Here is an 18,119-nt window from a genome sequence, read left to right as displayed (position 1 = left end):
CACGCCCTCGTCTCCGACTCACCGCACGAAAGCGATCGGCGGCGCCTCGGGCGAGGGCCGCAGGACGTCCATCGCAACGCCGTAGATCTCGGCGAGGGTGCCCGCCTCGACCACCTCGTCCGGACTGCCTCTGGCGACGAGCCGGCCGCCCTTCAACGCGACGATTTCGTCGCAGAAGCGCGCCGCCATGTTGATGTCGTGCAGAACCGCAAGGACACCGAGGCCACGCTCCCGAGACAGCCGCCGGACGAGATCGAGCACTTCAATTTGATGGGATATATCGAGCGCCGAGATGGGCTCGTCGAGCAGCAGGTAACGGGTGTCCTGCGCGATCAGCACGGCAAGCCAGGCCCGCTGACGCTCGCCGCCAGAGAGGGTTTCGACGAGACGGTCGGCGAGCACGACCATGCCGGTCACGTCGAGCGCTTCGGCCACCTTGGCCCGGTCCGTCTCCGTCACGCGGCCGAGCGGCCCGTGCCAGGGATAGCGGCCGAACATCACGAGTTCCCGGACGGTGAGCCCGATCGCCTCCGGCGGATTCTGCGGCAGATAGGCGACGGCGCGGGCGAACTCGCGGGTCGCCCAGGCCTCCGTTTGCCGGCCGCCGAACAGAACCCGGCCCCCGCTCGGCGTTTCCTGGCGGGCGAGCATCTTGAGAAGCGTCGACTTTCCCGAGCCGTTGTGGCCGATCAGGGCGATCATCCGGCCCGGGCCGACCGCCAGATCGAGCGGATGCAGGAGCACCCGCCCGTCGATCGAGAAGGTCAAACGCTCGGCCTGGAACGCGGCTGGCGCCGTCTCCGCGGCGAGATGCGGCTCGGGGCTCCGGGTGCTCGCAACCATCGCGCTCACCATTGGTAGCGCATGCCGGCGATCACCGACCGGCCCTGCCCGCGATAGCAATAGCCGGCCTGACAGGTCGTGTAGTTTTCGTCCAGCAGGTTGGTCGCGTTGATCTGCGCGCTCAAACCTTTGAGTTTCGGATTGATGCCACCGAAATCATAGTGGAACGCCGCGTCCACCAGAGTGATCGGATCGTTCGAGAAGGTGTTGGTGTCGTTGCCGTAGGAGGTCCCTGTATAGCGCACACCCCCGCCGGCCCCGAGCCCCTCGAGCGTCCCGCTCGGAATGGTGTAGTCCGCCCACAGCGAGAACGATTGCGGCGGGATACCCGAGGGCTGCTTGCCGACATATTCCGGGTTGCCCTGCGTCACCTCGAGGTCGAGGTAGGTATAGGACGCCGTGACGCTGAGGCCGAGGGCGAGCGTCGCCTGCGCCTCGATCTCGAACCCGCGCGAGCGGACCTCGCCCATTTGGGTCTGGAAGGCGAGGTTGTTCGGATCTGGGCTCAGGACGTTCTGCTGAGTGATGTTGAAGAGCGACGCGGTGACGACCGCATTCCAGCCGTTCGGGTAATATTTGACGCCGACTTCCTGCTGCTCGCCTGTCGACGGCTTGAAGGCCTGTCCTTCGGCATTGGTGCCGATCAGCGGGGCGAACGAGGTCGAATAACTCGCATAAGGGGCGATCCCCCACGGCGTCACGTAGGTCAGGCCGACGCGGCCGGTGAAAGCGCGGTCGCTCTGCTGTTCGTTGGCTCCGGTGTACATGTTGTTGGTCGTGGTGCGGGTCCAATCCTGCCGCCCGCCGAACGTCAACACCCAGGGCCCGAGCTTCGCCTGGTCCTGCGCATAGAGACCGAACTGATCCTGGTTCTGCTTGACGTCGAGATAATTGTAGCCCGGTGCCGGGATATATTGCTGGCCATAATTGAGGCTGACGAGGTCGAGATCGGGGGCCGCTCCGAAGCCGATCTTGTCGCTGCCGTCGGCAAAATTATAGTTCACGCCGGTCAGCACCTTGTGCTCGATCGCCCATGTGGCGAAATCGGCCTCGAGTTGATTGTCGACCGCGACCGTGCTGATGGCGTCGCCGACCTGTCCCGTCGAGCGGGTCGCGGTCAGGCCGTCTTCCGAGATTGAATCGATCTGGGTGTAGTCGGCTTCCGCCGTGATACGGGCGAAGCGGAAATTCTGCCGAGCCGTGAACACGTCGTTGAATTCATGGCTGAACTCATAGCCGACGCGGTATTGATCCTGAACGAAGTCACCGAAGGCGGAATCGCCGCTCGGCAGGCCGCTCGCCTGACCGTCGGCGTCCATGTAATAGGTCGCGTTGCCGCCGGTCTTGTTGTGCATATATTCGCTGAGGAAAGTGAAGCTGGTGTCTTCGTCGATGTTCCAGGTGAAGGCCGGCGCGATATAGGCGCGGTCGTCCGGCACGCTCGCGAGCTCCGTGTCCGCCTGCCGCAGAAGGCCGGTGATCCGATAAGTGAAGCGGTCGTCCTGCGGGATGGCACCGGCGAAATCGAACTGGCCCTGGTAGCGGTTATCGGTGCCGACCTGCAGCCAGACGTCGCGGATCGGGGTCGCCGTCGGCCGCTTGGTGATGAGGTCGATCACGCCGCCCGGCGAGCCGGCACCGTAGAGCGCGGAGGCCGGTCCCTGGAGAACCGAGATGCCTTCGAGCCCGTAAGGCTCGGTCTTATAGATAGAGAAGTTGCCGTTCTGCTCGCGCAGGCCGTCGCGATAGATGCCGGTATAGGTGGCGTCGAAACCACGGACGTAGAATGAATCGAAACGCGGGTCGAAGCCGAACGCCCCGACGCGGACACCCGGCGTATAGGCCAGCGCGTCCACCAGATTCTGGACGTTGCGGTCGTCCATGTTTTGGCGCGTCACCGTCGAAATCGTCTGCGGCACTTCGATCAGGGGCGTGTTGGTCTTCGTGCCCGTCGTGCTCTTCAGCGGCACATAGCCGTCGGCGGTGATCGAGGTGTTGCCGGATCCGGTCTGCTGGCCCTGGACGTCGATGGTCTCGAGTTCCAGCGCGCCGGCCTCCGTCTTGGCCGCGGCAGGCGCCGCCGATGCGCTGCCCGTGTCGGCCTGCGTCTGCGTCGATTGAGCGAAGGCCCCGCTTGCGTCCGTGAAATAAGCCACCCCCAGCAGGGCGAATCGCGCCAGCGAGCGCGCACCAATCCTCGACATCGACGACTCCAAGAATATTACTTCCCGGCCGCCTTTTATTCACAATGTTTAACTAGGTCTATATAGGGACATAAATAGATAAGTATTATAATTCTAATCTCATAGGGCGCTGTTTTTAACTTTCATAATTCACCAGGGATATGCCGCGATTTTGCACGCGCGGCACTACTGCGGCGCGAACACAATGCGATCGCGCGCGCCGAAAACGCACGCGTCCGTGATACGGAGCCGATAGGCCTCACTCGTATCCGTGGCGTCTCAATTCCCGAGGACACGCCGGTACAGGGTGCTGCGGTTGATGCCGAGCTTGCGGGCTGCGGCCGAGACGTTGCCGCCGCAGGCCTCCAGAGTGCGCCGCATATGCTCGATCGTCACCCCTTCGAGGGAGCCGTCGCGGGCGAGCGGCGCCTTGGGATCGGCGAAGGCGGAGTCCGACCGCGTGGGCACTGGGCCGTCCACGCGGGCGATCTCGGCCGGCAGCATCGCGACGGACACCGGCTCGTCGGGCTCGGCCAAGGCGGCGAGAACCTTGAGCGTGCCGGCGAGCTGGCGGAAATTGCCCGGCCAAGAGAATGCCGCAAGGCGCGCCTCGCAGTCAGCGGACAACACGAAGCGCCCGTCGCCGACCAGACGACGCCACAGCTCGCGCACCAGCGGCAGGCGGTCCGGGAGCGCCCGCAGCGCCGGCAGTTCCAGGGTGTCGTGGGCAATGCGGAAATAGAGGTCCGCCCGGAAAGCACCGCTCTCGGCCATCGCCTTGAGATCCCGGTGGGTGGCGCAGACGAGGGCGAAATCGACCTTCACCGGCCGGCCGCCGCCGAGCGGAACGACCTCGCGTTCCTGGAGCACGCGCAACAGCCGCGCCTGGAGGGCGAGCGGCATGTCGCCGATCTCGTCGAGAAAGAGCACGCCACCGTCGGCTTCGCGCAGCAAGCCCTTGCGCCCCTGCCGGCGGGCGCCCGTGAAGGCCCCCTCCTCGTAGCCGAACAGCTCGGATTCGATGAGGGATTCCGGGATCGCCGCGCAATTGACGGCGATGAACGGCTTGGCCGACCGGCCGCAGCGATGGTGAATTTCGCGCGCGATCATCTCCTTGCCGGTGCCGGTCTCGCCGTGGATCAGGATCGGCACGTCGGCGTCGAGGAGGCGAACCGCTCGACGCACGCCCCCTTCGACCGTCTCGCCCAGCACAGGAGTGACATCGCGGGGCGCCGGGCGCGGTAGGGCATGGCCGGCGACCATCGCGGTGCGCGCACCATCGAGACGGCCGAACAGGGCCCTGCCTCGGACATCCACGAGACGTTCCGGCGTCGCGCTCCTGGCCGCACGTTTAGAGAAGGTGCGGAACAGATCATCGGTGCGGTCGGTTCCGAGCGCCGTCCAATCGCGATCGACGAGTGCGAGCCCGACCCGGTTCGCCGCGACGAGCCGATCATCCTCGAAGACGAAGATGCCCTCGCGCGACGTCCCGACCAGAGCCGGATCGGCCTGGAACCGCAGCACCTCGCGGCCGCCGAACCCGTCCTCGAAGAAGCGGTGCTCGATCTGCTCGATGGCGAGTTGGACGAGGCCGAGGGCGTGGCGGTGATCGACCGCCGCCGGCCCCGAGAGATCGAGCGCGCCGACGAGGCGGCCGAACGGATCGTAGATCGGGGCGGCGGAGCAGCTCAGGATGGCGTGGGGCTCGAAATAATGTTCGCCGCCATGGACGGCGATCGGCCGGCCTTCCACGAGAGCGGTGCCGACCGCATTGGTGCCGGTCGTCGTCTCCGCCCAGGGAACGCCGGGGCGCAACGCCACCTGCGCGGCGCGGGCGGCGAAATCGGCACTGCCGAGGCTTTCCAGGATAAGCCCGTCCGCGTCCGTCAGGATTACGACGCAGCCTGTCGCGAGCGCGTCCGAATAGAGCGCCTCGAGTTCGGGGCGGCTGAGCCGGCGCAGCCGCTCGGATGGGCCGGCGGCCTGACGCAGCTCGGCGGAGGTGAGCGGCTCCAGCCGGGGCAAACGCGCCGTATCGAGGCCGTGATCAGCGCACCGCCGCCACGAGCGCAGAATGGAGTCCGGCACCAGCGCGCCGACCGGCTCGCCGTGCTGGAAGAAGTTCCGCCGCGCGCTCGCGACGGACTCGGGGAACATCTTCATCCCCATGGCGCACCTCCCGGAGCGCACCCTGAAGACGACCGTTGCAACGGTCGCCATTCGCAGGTGTCGCTTTTTGCCACACTTGTTGCAGGCCGTGTGGTGATCTCCGACACTCCTTAGCAAGTTTTCGCGGGGCGCGCATCCGCAACCTGCGGTGCCCACCCTTCCCCACGCAAGTTCTTCTGCGTTTTCAGTCCGCTCCCGCACCGCGCAATTGTTTTGCTGCACCGCAAAGACGTGGTTGGCACGGAGGTTGCGGTAAGAGGCGCATCCGTCTCAGGGAGGATACAATGAACAAGCCTCAGCTCTCCGTCATCAAGCAGTCGCCCTACAAGGCGCGGTACGGCAACTTCATCGGCGGGCGATTCGTCGATCCGGTGAACGGCCGCTATTTCGACAACACGTCCCCGGTCACCGGCGGCAAGATCTGCGAAATCGCCCGCTCGGATAAGGACGACATCGAGCACGCCCTCGATGCCGCCCATGCCGCGAAGGATGCGTGGGGCCGCACCTCGGTCGCCGAGCGCGCCGCGATCCTCAACAAGATCGCCGATCGCATGGAGCAGAATCTCGATCTCCTGGCGCTCGCCGAGACGTGGGACAACGGCAAGCCGATCCGCGAGACGACCGTCGCCGACATCCCGCTCGCGATCGACCATTTCCGCTATTTCGCCGGCGCCATCCGCGCCCAGGAAGGCGCGCTGAGCGAGATCGATCACGACACCATCGCCTACCATTACCATGAGCCGCTCGGCGTGGTCGGCCAGATCATTCCGTGGAACTTCCCGATCCTGATGGCGGTGTGGAAGCTCGCCCCGGCGCTCGCCGCCGGCAACGCGGTCGTCCTCAAGCCGGCCGAGCAGACCCCGGCGAGCATTCTCGTACTCGCCGAGCTGATCGCCGACCTGCTGCCGCCGGGCGTCCTCAACATCGTCAACGGGTTCGGCCTCGAGGCCGGCAAGCCGCTCGCCTCCTCGCCGCGCATCGCCAAGATCGCCTTCACCGGCGAGACGACGACGGGCCGGCTGATCATGCAATATGCCAGCCAGAACCTGATCCCTGTGACGCTCGAGCTCGGCGGCAAGTCGCCGAACATCTTCTTCTCGGACGTCGCCGCGGAAGACGACGACTTCTTCGACAAGGCGATCGAAGGCTTCGTGATGTTCGCGCTCAACCAGGGCGAGGTGTGCACCTGCCCGAGCCGCGCGCTCATTCAGGAGAGCATCTACGACCGCTTCATGGAGAAGGCGCTGAAGCGCGTCGCCGCCGTGGTGCAGGGCAGCCCGTTCGACCCGGCGACCATGATCGGCGCCCAGGCCTCCAGCGAGCAGCTCGAGAAGATCCTCTCCTATATCGACATCGGCAAGCAGGAAGGCGCCGAGGTCCTGATCGGCGGTGAGCGCAACGTGCTCGAGGGCGAGCTCGCCGGCGGCTACTACGTCAAGCCGACCGTCTTCAAGGGCCACAACAAGATGCGGATCTTCCAGGAGGAGATCTTCGGCCCGGTGGTCTCCGTCACCACCTTCAAGGACGAGGCCGAGGCGCTCTCGATCGCCAACGACACGCTCTACGGCCTCGGCGCCGGCGTGTGGACCCGCGACGGCAACCGCGCCTACCGGTTCGGCCGCGGCATCCAGGCCGGCCGCGTCTGGACCAACTGCTACCACGCCTATCCGGCCCACGCGGCCTTCGGCGGCTACAAGCAGTCGGGCATCGGCCGCGAGACCCACAAGATGATGCTCGACCACTACCAGCAGACGAAGAACCTCCTCGTCAGCTACAGCCCGAAGAAGCTCGGCTTCTTCTGATCGCTTCCTCCCCCCGCGATGGGTCGCTCCCGGCGTCAGGCCGGGGGCGACCGCTCTTTATGGGACGACAGCGGCTCGTTCGCCGGCCGCCACGCCACGCGGACAAACGCCTTGTCCCCCGCTAGCCGCGCCCCACTTCTGGAAGAGAAAGAACCGGCCCGGGCGTGGCCACTCAGCCCGAACCGGAGTGCAGGCGATGGGAGATGGACCGATGGCTTCCCAAGACGCAGCCAGCCAAGACGCAGCCGGCCAAGACGCGGCCAGCCTCGTGCCGCGCGTGACGGCGACCGAGGCCGCCTTGGCCCTCATCGCGACGCTCGCGGCCGAGCATGGATCGTTGCTATTCCACCAATCCGGCGGCTGCTGCGACGGCTCCTCGCCGATGTGCTACGCTGAGGGCGATTTTCTCGTCGGCGACCGCGATGTCCGCCTCGGCGCGATCGGCGGTGTACCGTTCTATATGAGCCCATCGCAATTCGATTATTGGAAGCACACTCAGCTCATCATCGACGTGGTCCCGGGCCGCGGCGGGATGTTCTCGCTGGAGAACGGCCGCGACGTCCGCTTCCTGACACGCTCGCGCCTTTTCGCCGACGACGAGCTCGACCGGCTCGATCCGGTCACATCCTTCGCGGACGCCTGAAATCTCTCAACGAGGGGCGAGGAACCAGCGCACCGACCGCGCCATCATCCCCTCGAAATCGCCGCCGGGGGCGTCGGGCCGGGCCGCCCGTAACTTCGAGGCGTCGTGGCCGCAGGTGCGCCCGAACATGCGCACGATGAGTGTCCCGATGCCGGCGCATCGGACCCGGCACCGAACCATACTTCCAGGACCGAGGCTCTATGTCGCGAGCGCGTTGAATGGCTTGCAGGGCGGCCACCACTCGGGAATTGGTACTCCGTCGCTTACAGGAGACCGCCATGGCCGCGCCCCTTTCTCCCAAAGCCCCGGCCCTCATCACCGGCGGTTCCAGTGGCATTGGCCTCGCCATGGCTCGCATGCTTGTTAAAGCCGGCCGCCCGGTAGCGATCATGGGACGCGATGCACGGAAGCTCCGTGACGCCGAAGCAGAATTGCGCGCGGTGAGTGGCGCTCCGGTGCTCACGTATTGCGGCGATGTCGGGCAATATCGCGATGTTCGGCAGGCTGTCGATGCGACGCTCGATGCCTTCGGGCAACTCGGGCTCGCGATCGCCAACGCCGGGATCGCGAAGCCCGGCCATTTCGCGCAGCAGCCGCTCGCGGATCACATCAACCAGATGCAGACGAATTATTTCGGCAGCCTGCATCTCGCCGAAGCGTCCGTCGCGGCCTTGGCCAACGAGGGGGGCGGCTCGTCTTTGTCTCCTCGGGAGCGGCACTCGTCGGCGTGCACGGATATTCGGCCTATGCTCCGTCGAAATATGCCATTCGGGGCCTCGCCGAGGTCTTGCGTGTGGAACTCGCCCAGCGTGGGGTCTCGGTGACGATCGCCTTCCCGCCCGATACCGATACGCCGCAACTGGCCGAGGAAGCCAAGACCAAGCCAGCCTCGACCCAGCGGTTCACAGAGGGCGGTGGCGTTTTCTCGGCCGAGGTCGTCGCGCGCGATATTCTCAAGGCAGCGATGAAGGGACAGTTTTTGGTAACGACGGGCACACCGCTCAAGATCCAGATGCACCTCCAGGATCTGCTGGGTCCGTATCTGCGCTCGAAGCAGCGGCGCGCGATAAAGGCGGTAAGTGCCGTGGATCGCCGCACGCGGTGAGAGTAGCGGTCGTTTTGAACGTGGCTTCACCAAAGGCTTCGTCGTGCCGGGTGCCGCCCTGACATCTTCGGGCGGGATCCGCTCCCCTGACGCGAGGCCGGGCGTTGCGAGACGGCCGCCCACGCCCGGTCGGCGGGTCAAGAAAAATAATTAGATACAACTTCAAATATTTCAGAACACGGAAGAATTCCGCAGCGGGGCACTTTCACACGGCTGTCAACGAACAGTCGTCATAGTCCCATTGCGCGGCTCTATTCGCATCGAGCCGTATGGGGGAAGGTCGTGACGATGTCCGTGTCCGGAATTGATGACGAGCGCCTGGACCTCGGCCGCTCGCCGATTCCGGGGGCGGACGATCCGGCCGGTCGGGACATTCGCGAAGAGCCCGCCTTCGAAGAATTGCAGAGCGAGATCCGGCGGCTCGACACCGAGGGGCCGGCAAGTCTGCCGTGGTCGCGGATCATCGCGCAGTCTCGGCAGATTCTCGCTGAACAGAGCAAGGATCTTCTCGTCGCGACGTGGTTCGCCTATGGCGTCGCGCGCACCGAGGGATGGGCGGGGGCCGTGATCGGCCTCACCGTCCTCCACGACATGATCGACCTTTATTGGGAGGGCATGCAGCCCCCGGTAAAGCGCGAACGCGCCCGGGGCGGCGCCCTCGACTGGCTGTCGCAGCGCCTCGCAACCTTGCTCGCCGACCGCACGCCGACACCTGCGGACGCCGAGGCGGTGGTCGCGACGGGCGACCTCGTGGACGCGCTCGATAAATTGTCGTCCGCCCGCTTCACGAAGGAGAGCCCAGGCTACGGCGACCTCATTCGCCTGCTGCGCCCGCTCGTCCAGACCGCGAAACAGCAGCGCGCGGCGGACGCGGCGAAGGCGAGCCCGCCGCCGGCGGCGCAAAGCGCGGCACCCGCCGCTGCGGCGCCCGGCGCGCCCGAGCCCACCGCGAATGCCGTCGAACCTGCCCCCGCCGCTCCGGCGCAACCCGTGCCGGCTCCGGCGACCACGCCGGCGGCCGATGCTCGGCCAGCGGCGACTGTGGCGCCACCGGCCCCTAGTCCGGCGCCCGCCGTTCGGTCTCCGGCCGCGCCAGCGATGCCACCCGCCGACGCCTCAACCGCCGATATCGATCGCGGCATCGGTCAGCTCGAGACAAGCCTCCGGCAATTTGCCGCGACGCTGCGCGCCGCCGACCTCGCCGACCCGCGCGGCTATCTCCTCGCCCGCACCGCGGCCTTCCTATCCGTGCGCCAGAGCCCGGTGAACCGGGACGGCCGCACCCTGCTGCCGGCGCCTTCGGCCGATCGCCTGTCCACCATCGCCAGCCAGCGGCGTGACGGCTTCGTTCGTGAGGCGCTGGTGAGCGCCGAGTCGCTGCTCGTGTCTTCGATCTTCTGGCTCGACGGCCAACGCATCGTCGTCGAGTGCTTCAACGCGCTCGGGCCGGAATTCGACCGCGCCGAGAGCGTGGTGACCACCGCTCTCGCCGGCCTCTTGAAGCGCCTGCCAAGCCTCGTCGATCTCGCCTTCTCCGACGGACGGCCGTTTGCCGACGGCGCGACGCGCACCTGGATCGAGACCAAGGTGCTCGGCGCGGATGCGGGACAGTCGGGGTCGGCCGAGGGCGGCTCAAGCGCCATCGACGAGGCGCGCGCCCTCGCCACAAGCGGCAAGGCGAAGGAAGCGCTGACACGGCTTTCGGCGGCGACACGGGGCGAGGAAGGCCGCGCGGCGTTCGTCGCCCGGCTCGAGCAGGCGCGTATCTGCCTCGATCACGACATGGTCCCGGTCGCACTGCCGCTGCTCGCTCACCTCGAACGCCTCGTGGACGAGCATGGCCTCGAGCGTTGGGAGCCAACCCTCGCGGCACGCGCCGGCGAAATGTGGCTCCAGGCGCTGAGCCGTCCCGAGGCGCCGAAAGTTCTCAGTCCCGAAGTCCACAAACAGGCCGCCGATCAGGCCCGCGCACTGCTCGCCCGGCTCGATCCGGCGAGCGCGGCGCGTCTTCCCGTTTAACCCATCCCTGCGACCTGAACAGCAAGGTTCGACGTCATGGCGAATGAAAGCTCGGTGGCTCCCAAGGAGCGCGTCAACATCCGCTACAAGCCGGCTACGGGCAACGCCAAGGAGGAAGTCGAACTTCCGCTGAAGCTCCTGATGGTCGGCGATTATACGATGCGGGCGGACGACCGCCCCGTCGAGGAACGGCCCCTGGTGGGCGTCGACAAGGACAATTTCGACGACGTGATGCGCAGCTTCGATCTGAAGCTCGACCTCGGCGTCGACAACAAGCTCGACGACGTGGCGGACGGTGAGGAGCCCGACAAGATGGCGCTGTCGCTGTCGTTCCAGCGCATGCGCGACTTCGAGCCCGATCAGATCGTCAAGCAGGTACCGGAGTTGCAGAAGCTCGTGGAACTGCGCGAGGCGCTGCTGGCGCTCAAGGGGCCGCTCGGCAACATCCCCGCCTTCCGCAAGGTCATCCAGGGCGCCCTCGAAGACCAGGCGGTTCGCGACCGCCTCGTCGCCGAGATCCTGGGCAATTCCAAGCCCGCCGAATAATTCGCTGCGCCGCTGAAGTCCGGAGACAAGCACCCATGAGCACGGAAACCCAGGTCCAGGCAGGCGCCGCCCCGGTCGCGGAGACCGAATCTCTCCTCGACCAGATCCTGTCGGAAACCCGGCTGCGGCCGAGCGATGACGGCTACGATGTCGCCCGCCGCGGCGTCGCTGCCTTCATCTCCGAACTGATGAAGCCGACCCGCGCCGACGAGAAGATCAACAACGCGGTCGTCGACCAGATGATCGCCGAGATCGACCGCAAGCTGTCCGCGCAGATCGATGCGATCGTCCACAACGAGAAATTCCAGACGCTCGAGTCGGCCTGGCGCTCGCTCAAGTTCGTCGTCGATCGGACCGATTTCCGGCAGAACATCCGGCTCGAGATGCTGAGCGCCTCGAAGGATGATCTGCTGAACGACTTCGAGGACGCACCGGAGATCGTGCGCTCCGGACTCTACAAGCACGTCTACACGGCCGAGTTCGGCCAGTTCGGCGGCCAGCCGATCGGCTCCGTCATCACCAACTACACGTTCGGCCCCGGCGCCCAGGACGTGAAGCTGATGCAATATATGGCCGCGGTCGGCTCCATGGCCCACGCGCCGATCATCGGCGGCGCCGCGCCCTCGATGTTCGGCGTCGAGAAGTTCGAAGAGGTGGCGAACCTCAAGGATCTCGAGTCGGTGTTCCAGGGCCCGAAATACGCCAAGTGGAACAGCTTCCGCGAGAGCGAGGATGCCCGCTATTTCGGGCTCGCGATGCCGCGCTTCATGCTCCGCCTGCCCTACGGGCCGGATCTCGTCCCGACCAAGTCGTTCAATTATACGGAAGGCGTCGCGGGCAAGACCGAGAACTATCTGTGGGGCAATGCGAGCGCGACCTTCGCGACCCGCCTGACCGAGAGCTTCGCGCAGTTCCGCTGGTGCCCGAACATCATCGGACCCCAATCGGGCGGCGCCGTCGAGAACCTCCCCATCCACAATTTCGAAGCGATGGGGCAACTTCAGAGCAAGATCCCGACCGAGGTCCTCGTCTCGGATCGCCGCGAGTATGAGCTCGCCGAGCAGGGCTTCATCGCCCTCACCATGCGCAAGGGTTCCGACAACGCCGCCTTCTTCTCCGCGAACTCCGTGCAGAAGCCGAAATTCTTCGGCAACACCGAAGAGGGCAAGGAGGCCGAGCTCAACTACAAGCTCGGCACGCAGTTGCCCTACATGTACATCATCAACCGCTTGGCCCATTACATCAAAGTGCTGCAGCGGGAGAACATCGGCAGTTGGAAGAGCCGCGTCGAGCTCGAGACCGAGCTCAACAAGTGGATCCGGCAATATGTCGCCGACCAGGAGAACCCTTCCGCCGAGGTGCGCTCGCGCCGTCCGCTCCGCAAGGCGGCGATCACGGTCGAGGACGTCGAGGGCGAGCCGGGCTGGTACCGGGTCGGGATGGCCGTGCAGCCGCACTTCAAATATATGGGCGCCGACTTCACGCTGTCGCTCAAGGGCAAGCTCGATAAGAGCTGAGATGGCTGAAGGCTGAACCGAGATGGCCGAACGCAGCCTCTTCGAGCGCCTCGCCGCCGCGCGGGACGGCGCCCCGCAGTCGCGGGGCGGCCCCACCGACGTCGCGCTGCTCGTCGAGAGCATCATCGCCAATCTCGGGCGAGTGCTGAATTCGAGGGCCGGGTGCAGCGAGACGCGCCCGGACCTCGGCATCCCAGATTTCAACGATCTCGTCGGGCGCTTTCCCGACGCGATCCAGATCATCGCCACCGCGGTGCGTGACCAGATCATCGCGTTCGAGCCGCGTCTTCAAGACGTGACGGTTCGCCATGTGAAGGCGCCGCTCAATCCGCTCTCCCTGACGTTCGATATCCACGCGCGCATCCGGCAAAACGACGAAGACGCCAAGATCATCTTCCAGACGGTGCTGGGCGACGACGGGTTCATGCGGGTGCGCGGCTGATGAAGAGGCCGCTGCTCGAAACCCGTGGCAAACCGCGGAGACATCCGCGGTCGCGGATGCGGCCGAAGAGAGCGCAATGAGCTTCAATCGCTTCTATGAAGACGAGCTGTCCTACTTGCGCGATCTCGGCGACGAGTTCTCGCGGCAGAATCCGAAGCTCGCGAGCTTTCTCTCGCGCAAGGCGACGGACCCGGATGTCGAGCGGCTTCTGGAAGGGTTCGCGTTTCTGACCGCGCGGCTGCGCGAACGGCTCGACAGCGACCTGCCCGAAGTGGCCCAAGGCCTAGTGCAGATGCTGTGGCCGCATTATCTGCGGCCGCTCCCGCCGATGACGCTGATGGCGTTCGAACAATCGGGGGCCGGCACACCGGATGTCGTACGCGTGCCCCGCGGAACGGCGATCCGGTCACGCGTCGTCTCCGGCATCGCCTGCACATTCCGCACCTGCTACGACATCGACGTGATGCCGCTCACGATCAAGGATGTCACGATCGACAACCGGCAATCAGCGGCCCGGCTCACCCTCGTCATCGAAACCTTGCCGCGCGGCACCTTGCGCGCGCTCGGCTCCGCACCGCTGCGGCTCTATTTCAACACCGATCGCGACCCGCAAATCGGCCGGTCGCTCTACCTCTGGCTGTTGCGCAATTTCGTCGGCGGTGCCGCACGCACCAACATCGGCGAAAGCGTCACCATCATGCCGTCGAACGTGAAGCCGCTCGGCTTCGACAATGCTCACGCCGTGGTCCCGGCGCCCGACACCGCCTTCAGCGGCTACCGATTGCTGCAGGAATATCTGAGCTTCCCCAGAAGTTCATGTTCATCGAGATCGGCGGCCTGACGGGTCTTCAGGATTCGAGCGGCTCGGAACTGACGCTCACGCTCGATTTTCGCCGCCCCTTCCCGGCGATCGTCCGGCCGAGCCGGGAACAGTTCCGGCTCAACGCGACGCCGGCGATCAACCTCTTCAACGCCGAGGCGCAGCCGATCGAAGTCGATCGGGCGAAGACCGAATACCGGGTTCTGCCTGCCGAGATCACGCACTCGATCCACGCGGTGAAACGCGCCTATGGCCACGTGCAGGGGCGTGCCGACCGCGTTGAATTTCGCCCGTTCGAACTCTACAGCGAAGCGATGGTGGACCGCCGCGACCTGTCGACCCGGTTCCGCGTCCGGGTCGCCTCCCCGGTCGTCGGCTCCAATCTCCTGCATTATTTCTCCTTCGCCGATCCGGAGACCGTCCCGAACGCCGAAGTGCTCTCGCTTCGGCTTTCGTGTTCTAACGGCAAGATCGCCGAGCTTCTGGCGCCGGGAGAGATCGATCAGCCTGGGCCCAACACGCCGGCCCATCTCTCGTTCGCAAACCTCAACGCCCCCACCCCGGAGGCGCCACCTCCCATCGCCGACATTCTGCTGTGGCGCCTCGTCGCCAATCTCGCCCGCAATTTCGGCTCGATGGCAGATGTCTCCGGTCTTCGGACGGCGCTCGCCGCCCACGATTTCCAAGCGTTGCACGATGCGACGGCGAAGCGGCGGCTCGAACTGCTGACCGAGGGTCTCAGAGAATTCCGCAAGAGCGACGGCGACGCCATGCTGCACGGCCAACCGATCCGCATTCGGCGGCTGACGCTGACGGCGGAAGAAAGCAAGATCGGCGGCGAGGCCGAACTGTTTCTGTTCGGCTCCGTGCTCGATGCGTTCCTGTCCTCTTATTCCAACATCAACAACCTGCATCAGCTCCGCGTCGTCGGAACGGAGACGCGGGTGACGTATGATTGGGCGTCGCGGTTCGGCGCGGCGGACGTCTTGTGACCGAGACGCACGAGATACCGGGGGCCGCGTCCTCGTTCTTCGCCCTCGCGCTGGCGATCGAGAGGGCCTCGCCCGACCGTCCGCCGATCGGCTCGACCGAGGGTGCGTCGCGGGAGGCGGTGGCCTTTCGCGCCAACGCATCCTTCGCCTTCCCGCCCTCCGACCTCCACAGCGTCAAACAGACGCCGGACGGGCGGTTCGAAGTTCTCGTCAACTTCCTCAACATGGCCGGGGCGACGTCGCCGCTGCCGCCGTTCTATACCGAGCTCGCGGTGATGGACGCCCGCGAGGGCGGCGTTATCGTGCCGTTCCTCGACGTGTTCCACCACCGGCTGGTGTCCCTGCTCTACCAGATCTGGCGGCACAACCGCCTCGAAGTGCGGATCGATGCACCCGGCGACGATTCGATCTCGCGCCGGCTCGGAGCGTTGATCGGACTGCCCCCCGACCTCGATGACGATGCGCTGCCGCTGCCGCGTGGACGGCTGCTGCCCTATATCGGCGCCATGGCGATGTACACGGCCTCCGCCGACATGGTCGCGAAGGTCATCGCCGCGGTGGTGCGGGCGCCGTGCCGGATCGACGAGTTCATTCTGCGGATGGTCGAGATACCGCCCGAGTACCGGGCGTCGCTCGGAACCACCTGCGTCACGCTCGGCGGCGACTTCGTGATCGGAGAGCGGACGCCCGACCGCGCCGGCAAGTTCCGGGTCGCGCTCGGACCGCTGGACCGTGCGACATTCCGCCGTTTCTTACCAGGCGCCGACGGCCTCGAGACCATCCGGGCGCTCATCGCGCTCATGGTGAATTCACCGCTGACCTGGGACTACGAACTGACGCTCGAGGCGGGGGCGGCACCGACTTGGTCGCTCGGTCAGGAGCCGCTCGGATGGTCGACGTGGCTCGCTCCCGACGCGCGTCACCCGATTGTCGTGATCGTGTAACAGACGCGGTGTTTCACTTGCCACGGTGGATCAAGCTGCCGCGAAGTATACCAATCGCATCGCGATTTGTTTGCCGATCGACACCACCAACAGTTGGGGCGCCAGAGTTTGGGGCGGGCGCTCCAAGTCCGGGCAGACGGGGCAATAACAGATTATGAAGGTTCGTCTGTCGGCCATCGGCGATAATCCGGGCGACGGTGGCCTCCGGCAACAATGGGTATTTGGCGAGACCGGTGGCTCCATTGGCCGCAGCCCAAGCTGCGACTGGACCCTCGCGGACCCCAACAACACCCTGTCCGGGCGGCACGCGCTGATTGGTTTCGCGAACGGGGCGTTCACGATCACCGACATCAGCACCAATGGCGTGTACATCAACACCGTGTCGTCCCCGCTCGGCCGCGGCAGAACCGCGCCCTTGCGCGAGGGCGACATCCTCTATCTCGGTCCTTACGCCCTGAAGGTCGAGTTGGTTCAGGAAGGCGGGGCGCAACGCGCAGCGTCCCGTCCCCAGCAGAATTTCGGTCTGGATTCCCCGGCGGTCGGCAGCGACACCGCCCCGGTTCTTCCTCCCACGCCCCGGCCCTCCTTCGCCGGAGAGCCGTTGATGCCTGCGCCGGCGCGCGCACCAGGCCAACCCTCAGCGCCGCAAGCCGGGCGGACCGATCTGCTCTCGTCCAACGCGCCGCTCGCGGACCTGTTTCAGCCTCCGGCACCGCGTTCGTCGTCGTTGCTGTCCGACACCCTGCCCCCGACGCCGCGACAGCCGGCTCCAACAGGCGGCTGGGATCAATCCGGCATCGCTCGACGCGATGATCCACTGGCGGCGCTCCAGCCGAGGCACCCCCCGGGAGAATCCGGTCTGCACGGCCTTGCCGCGGTCGAGGCCGCATTGTTCGGATCGCTGCCGCCGATTCCGTCGTCAGTGCCGCCGCCCTTTCCGAACAACATTCAGCCGCCCGGAGCGCCAGCGCGGCCGTCGGCTGCCATTCCCACTGGTGCGCCCGCGCTGAAGCCGCCCTCCGGTGCGCCTCCAGCGAACGTGGTGCGCACCGGAGGGATCGATATTCCGCTCGACTTCCTCGAAGGGCTGACGGCCACGTTCGATGCGAAACCGCAGCCTGCGCCGAGTGCTGCCGCGGCGCGGACCTTCGCGCCGCCGCCCCCCTTCGCCCCGCAGCCGTCGTTCGCGCCGCCGCCGCAGCCCCTTCCGCCGCAAGGCTTTCCGCCGCAGGCCTTCCCGGCCCAGTCCGCGCCGCCACAGGCGTTCTCGCCCACACCCGACGGTCGCACGAGCGCAGCGCCGATGGACCCGCGGGAAGCCGCGGTCAGAGCGGCATTGCGGGCATCGGTCGGTCAGTTGCTCGGACGGATCGCGCCGGACGAGATTTCCCGCAGCTTGAGCCACACCGCTCCGCTCCTCACGGGGCCGGAGCCGGCCGCGCTCTGGGAGCGCTATTGCACGCTTTACCGCGAGTTGCTCGCGGGCCTCGACACCACCCTGCCGCAGATCATCGGGAGCGCGTTTTCGGACGCCTCCGAGGTCCTGCCCGCGGACACGAGCAGGTTCAGATGATGAAGACGCCCCTCTTCACCGCACCGATGTCGCGCCGAGCCCTGCTCGTCGGGTCCGCCTCGACGCTCGTCGCCGCCTGTGCGTCGGCGCCCAAGCCGCGAACCTCGATCCTCGACTTCCAAATCACGGTCGATCGTTCCGTCAATCCGAACGAGAACGGCAATCCCTCCCCGATCGTCATGCGAATCTACGAGCTGAAGTCCGACACGACGTTCAATTCGCTGGATTTCTTCACGCTCTACGACAACGACACCTCGGCGCTCGGGGCCGACATGATCGGCCGCCGCGAGTTCGAGCTGATGCCGGGCTCGAAATCGCAGATGCGCACAGAAACCTCTTACGAGACGCAATATGTCGGCGTAATCGCCGGCTTCCGCGACATCAATTCCTCGACTTGGCGGGCTTCCAAGCAGATCACCCGCGAGAAGATGAACATGTTCCTCGTCAACGTTACGGCGCTCGCGGTCGAGCTCGATCTGTCGCTCGTGACCGGCAAACCGCTCCTGCAATGAGGCCGCCGA

General features: G+C 66.1%; 13 protein-coding genes and 2 pseudogenes. 11 read left to right on the top strand and 4 right to left on the bottom strand.

The window, feature by feature from the left end:
- Positions 1-18: 18 nt before the first annotated feature.
- The 3 genes from F0357_RS20980 to F0357_RS20970 form a co-directional block, all read right to left on the bottom strand.
- Positions 19-843, bottom strand: coding sequence for an ABC transporter ATP-binding protein (locus tag F0357_RS20980; RefSeq protein ID WP_153489399.1), 825 nt, complete (start codon positions 841-843; stop codon positions 19-21).
- Positions 844-848: 5 nt separating this feature from the next.
- On the bottom strand, positions 849-3,047 hold the full coding sequence (locus F0357_RS20975; protein WP_153489396.1) for a TonB-dependent siderophore receptor: 2,199 nt from the start codon (positions 3,045-3,047) through the stop codon (positions 849-851).
- 258 nt (positions 3,048-3,305) lie between these two features.
- Positions 3,306-5,195, bottom strand: coding sequence for a sigma-54-dependent Fis family transcriptional regulator (locus F0357_RS20970; protein WP_153489385.1), 1,890 nt, complete (start codon positions 5,193-5,195; stop codon positions 3,306-3,308).
- A 284-nt stretch (positions 5,196-5,479) separates the two neighbouring features.
- Here F0357_RS20970 and adh point away from each other — a divergent pair, with 284 nt between their 5' ends.
- Together adh and F0357_RS20960 are read left to right on the top strand one after the other, a co-directional pair.
- Positions 5,480-6,997: an aldehyde dehydrogenase gene (adh, locus tag F0357_RS20965; protein WP_153489374.1), complete on the top strand. Its 1,518-nt coding sequence runs from the start codon at positions 5,480-5,482 to the stop codon at positions 6,995-6,997.
- 211 nt (positions 6,998-7,208) lie between these two features.
- A complete protein-coding gene (locus F0357_RS20960; RefSeq protein ID WP_153489371.1) occupies positions 7,209-7,640 on the top strand; it encodes a DUF779 domain-containing protein in 432 nt (143 codons plus the stop codon).
- A 6-nt stretch (positions 7,641-7,646) separates the two neighbouring features.
- On the opposite strand, the gene F0357_RS25020 is transcribed toward F0357_RS20960, so the two are convergent.
- Positions 7,647-7,775 carry a hypothetical protein gene (locus F0357_RS25020; RefSeq protein ID WP_281350422.1) on the bottom strand — a complete coding sequence of 43 codons (129 nt, stop codon included), beginning with the start codon at positions 7,773-7,775 and terminating at the stop codon, positions 7,647-7,649.
- An 83-nt stretch (positions 7,776-7,858) separates the two neighbouring features.
- On the opposite strand from F0357_RS25020, the pseudogene F0357_RS25560 reads away from it, so the two are divergent.
- The 9 genes and pseudogenes from F0357_RS25560 to tssJ all read left to right on the top strand — a co-directional run bounded on the left by F0357_RS25560 (position 7,859) and on the right by tssJ (position 18,110).
- Positions 7,859-8,745, top strand: a pseudogene (locus F0357_RS25560) (SDR family NAD(P)-dependent oxidoreductase).
- A gap of 288 nt (positions 8,746-9,033) precedes the next feature.
- Positions 9,034-10,764 (top strand): TssA family type VI secretion system protein, encoded by a 1,731-nt coding sequence (locus tag F0357_RS20945; RefSeq protein WP_246161885.1) that lies wholly within the window; start codon positions 9,034-9,036, stop codon positions 10,762-10,764.
- Positions 10,765-10,800: 36 nt separating this feature from the next.
- Entirely contained in the window at positions 10,801-11,310 is a 510-nt protein-coding gene (tssB, locus tag F0357_RS20940; RefSeq protein WP_153489353.1) for a type VI secretion system contractile sheath small subunit, read from the top strand.
- A 35-nt stretch (positions 11,311-11,345) separates the two neighbouring features.
- Positions 11,346-12,827, top strand: a complete 1,482-nt coding sequence (tssC, locus tag F0357_RS20935; protein ID WP_153489343.1) for a type VI secretion system contractile sheath large subunit — start codon at positions 11,346-11,348, stop codon at positions 12,825-12,827.
- 22 nt (positions 12,828-12,849) lie between these two features.
- A complete protein-coding gene (gene tssE / locus F0357_RS20930) occupies positions 12,850-13,269 on the top strand; it encodes a type VI secretion system baseplate subunit TssE (RefSeq protein WP_153489340.1) in 420 nt (139 codons plus the stop codon).
- 76 nt (positions 13,270-13,345) lie between these two features.
- A pseudogene (gene tssF, locus F0357_RS25555) lies at positions 13,346-15,081 on the top strand (type VI secretion system baseplate subunit TssF).
- On the top strand, positions 15,078-16,025 hold the full coding sequence (tssG, locus tag F0357_RS20915) for a type VI secretion system baseplate subunit TssG (protein ID WP_208948520.1): 948 nt from the start codon (positions 15,078-15,080) through the stop codon (positions 16,023-16,025). The pseudogene tssF and the gene tssG overlap by 4 nt, the downstream one beginning before the upstream one ends.
- Positions 16,026-16,179: 154 nt before the next feature.
- Positions 16,180-17,598 (top strand): type VI secretion system-associated FHA domain protein, encoded by a 1,419-nt coding sequence (locus F0357_RS20910; protein WP_153489330.1) that lies wholly within the window; start codon positions 16,180-16,182, stop codon positions 17,596-17,598.
- Positions 17,595-18,110, top strand: coding sequence for a type VI secretion system lipoprotein TssJ (gene tssJ / locus F0357_RS20905; protein ID WP_153489328.1), 516 nt, complete (start codon positions 17,595-17,597; stop codon positions 18,108-18,110). The genes F0357_RS20910 and tssJ overlap by 4 nt, the downstream gene beginning before the upstream one ends.
- Positions 18,111-18,119 lie beyond the last annotated feature (9 nt).

Source organism: Segnochrobactrum spirostomi, from assembly GCF_009600605.1.
Classification (GTDB): Bacteria; Pseudomonadota; Alphaproteobacteria; order Rhizobiales; family Segnochrobactraceae; genus Segnochrobactrum; species Segnochrobactrum spirostomi.
This window is presented reverse-complemented; position numbering and strand designations above follow the sequence as displayed.

Bases quoted from the DNA above. Each gene is read 5' to 3' on its own strand.
- F0357_RS20980 (WP_153489399.1), bottom strand. From the start codon at position 843: ATGGTTGCGAGCACCCGGAGCCCCGAGCCGCATCTCGCCGCGGAGACG.
- F0357_RS20975 (WP_153489396.1), bottom strand. From the start codon at position 3,047: ATGTCGAGGATTGGTGCGCGCTCGCTGGCGCGATTCGCCCTGCTGGGG.
- F0357_RS20970 (WP_153489385.1), bottom strand. From the start codon at position 5,195: ATGGGGATGAAGATGTTCCCCGAGTCCGTCGCGAGCGCGCGGCGGAAC.
- adh (WP_153489374.1), top strand. From the start codon at position 5,480: ATGAACAAGCCTCAGCTCTCCGTCATCAAGCAGTCGCCCTACAAGGCG.
- F0357_RS20960 (WP_153489371.1), top strand. From the start codon at position 7,209: ATGGCTTCCCAAGACGCAGCCAGCCAAGACGCAGCCGGCCAAGACGCG.
- F0357_RS20945 (WP_246161885.1), top strand. From the start codon at position 9,034: ATGTCCGTGTCCGGAATTGATGACGAGCGCCTGGACCTCGGCCGCTCG.
- tssB (WP_153489353.1), top strand. From the start codon at position 10,801: ATGGCGAATGAAAGCTCGGTGGCTCCCAAGGAGCGCGTCAACATCCGC.
- tssC (WP_153489343.1), top strand. From the start codon at position 11,346: ATGAGCACGGAAACCCAGGTCCAGGCAGGCGCCGCCCCGGTCGCGGAG.
- tssE (WP_153489340.1), top strand. From the start codon at position 12,850: ATGGCCGAACGCAGCCTCTTCGAGCGCCTCGCCGCCGCGCGGGACGGC.
- F0357_RS20910 (WP_153489330.1), top strand. From the start codon at position 16,180: ATGAAGGTTCGTCTGTCGGCCATCGGCGATAATCCGGGCGACGGTGGC.
- tssJ (WP_153489328.1), top strand. From the start codon at position 17,595: ATGATGAAGACGCCCCTCTTCACCGCACCGATGTCGCGCCGAGCCCTG.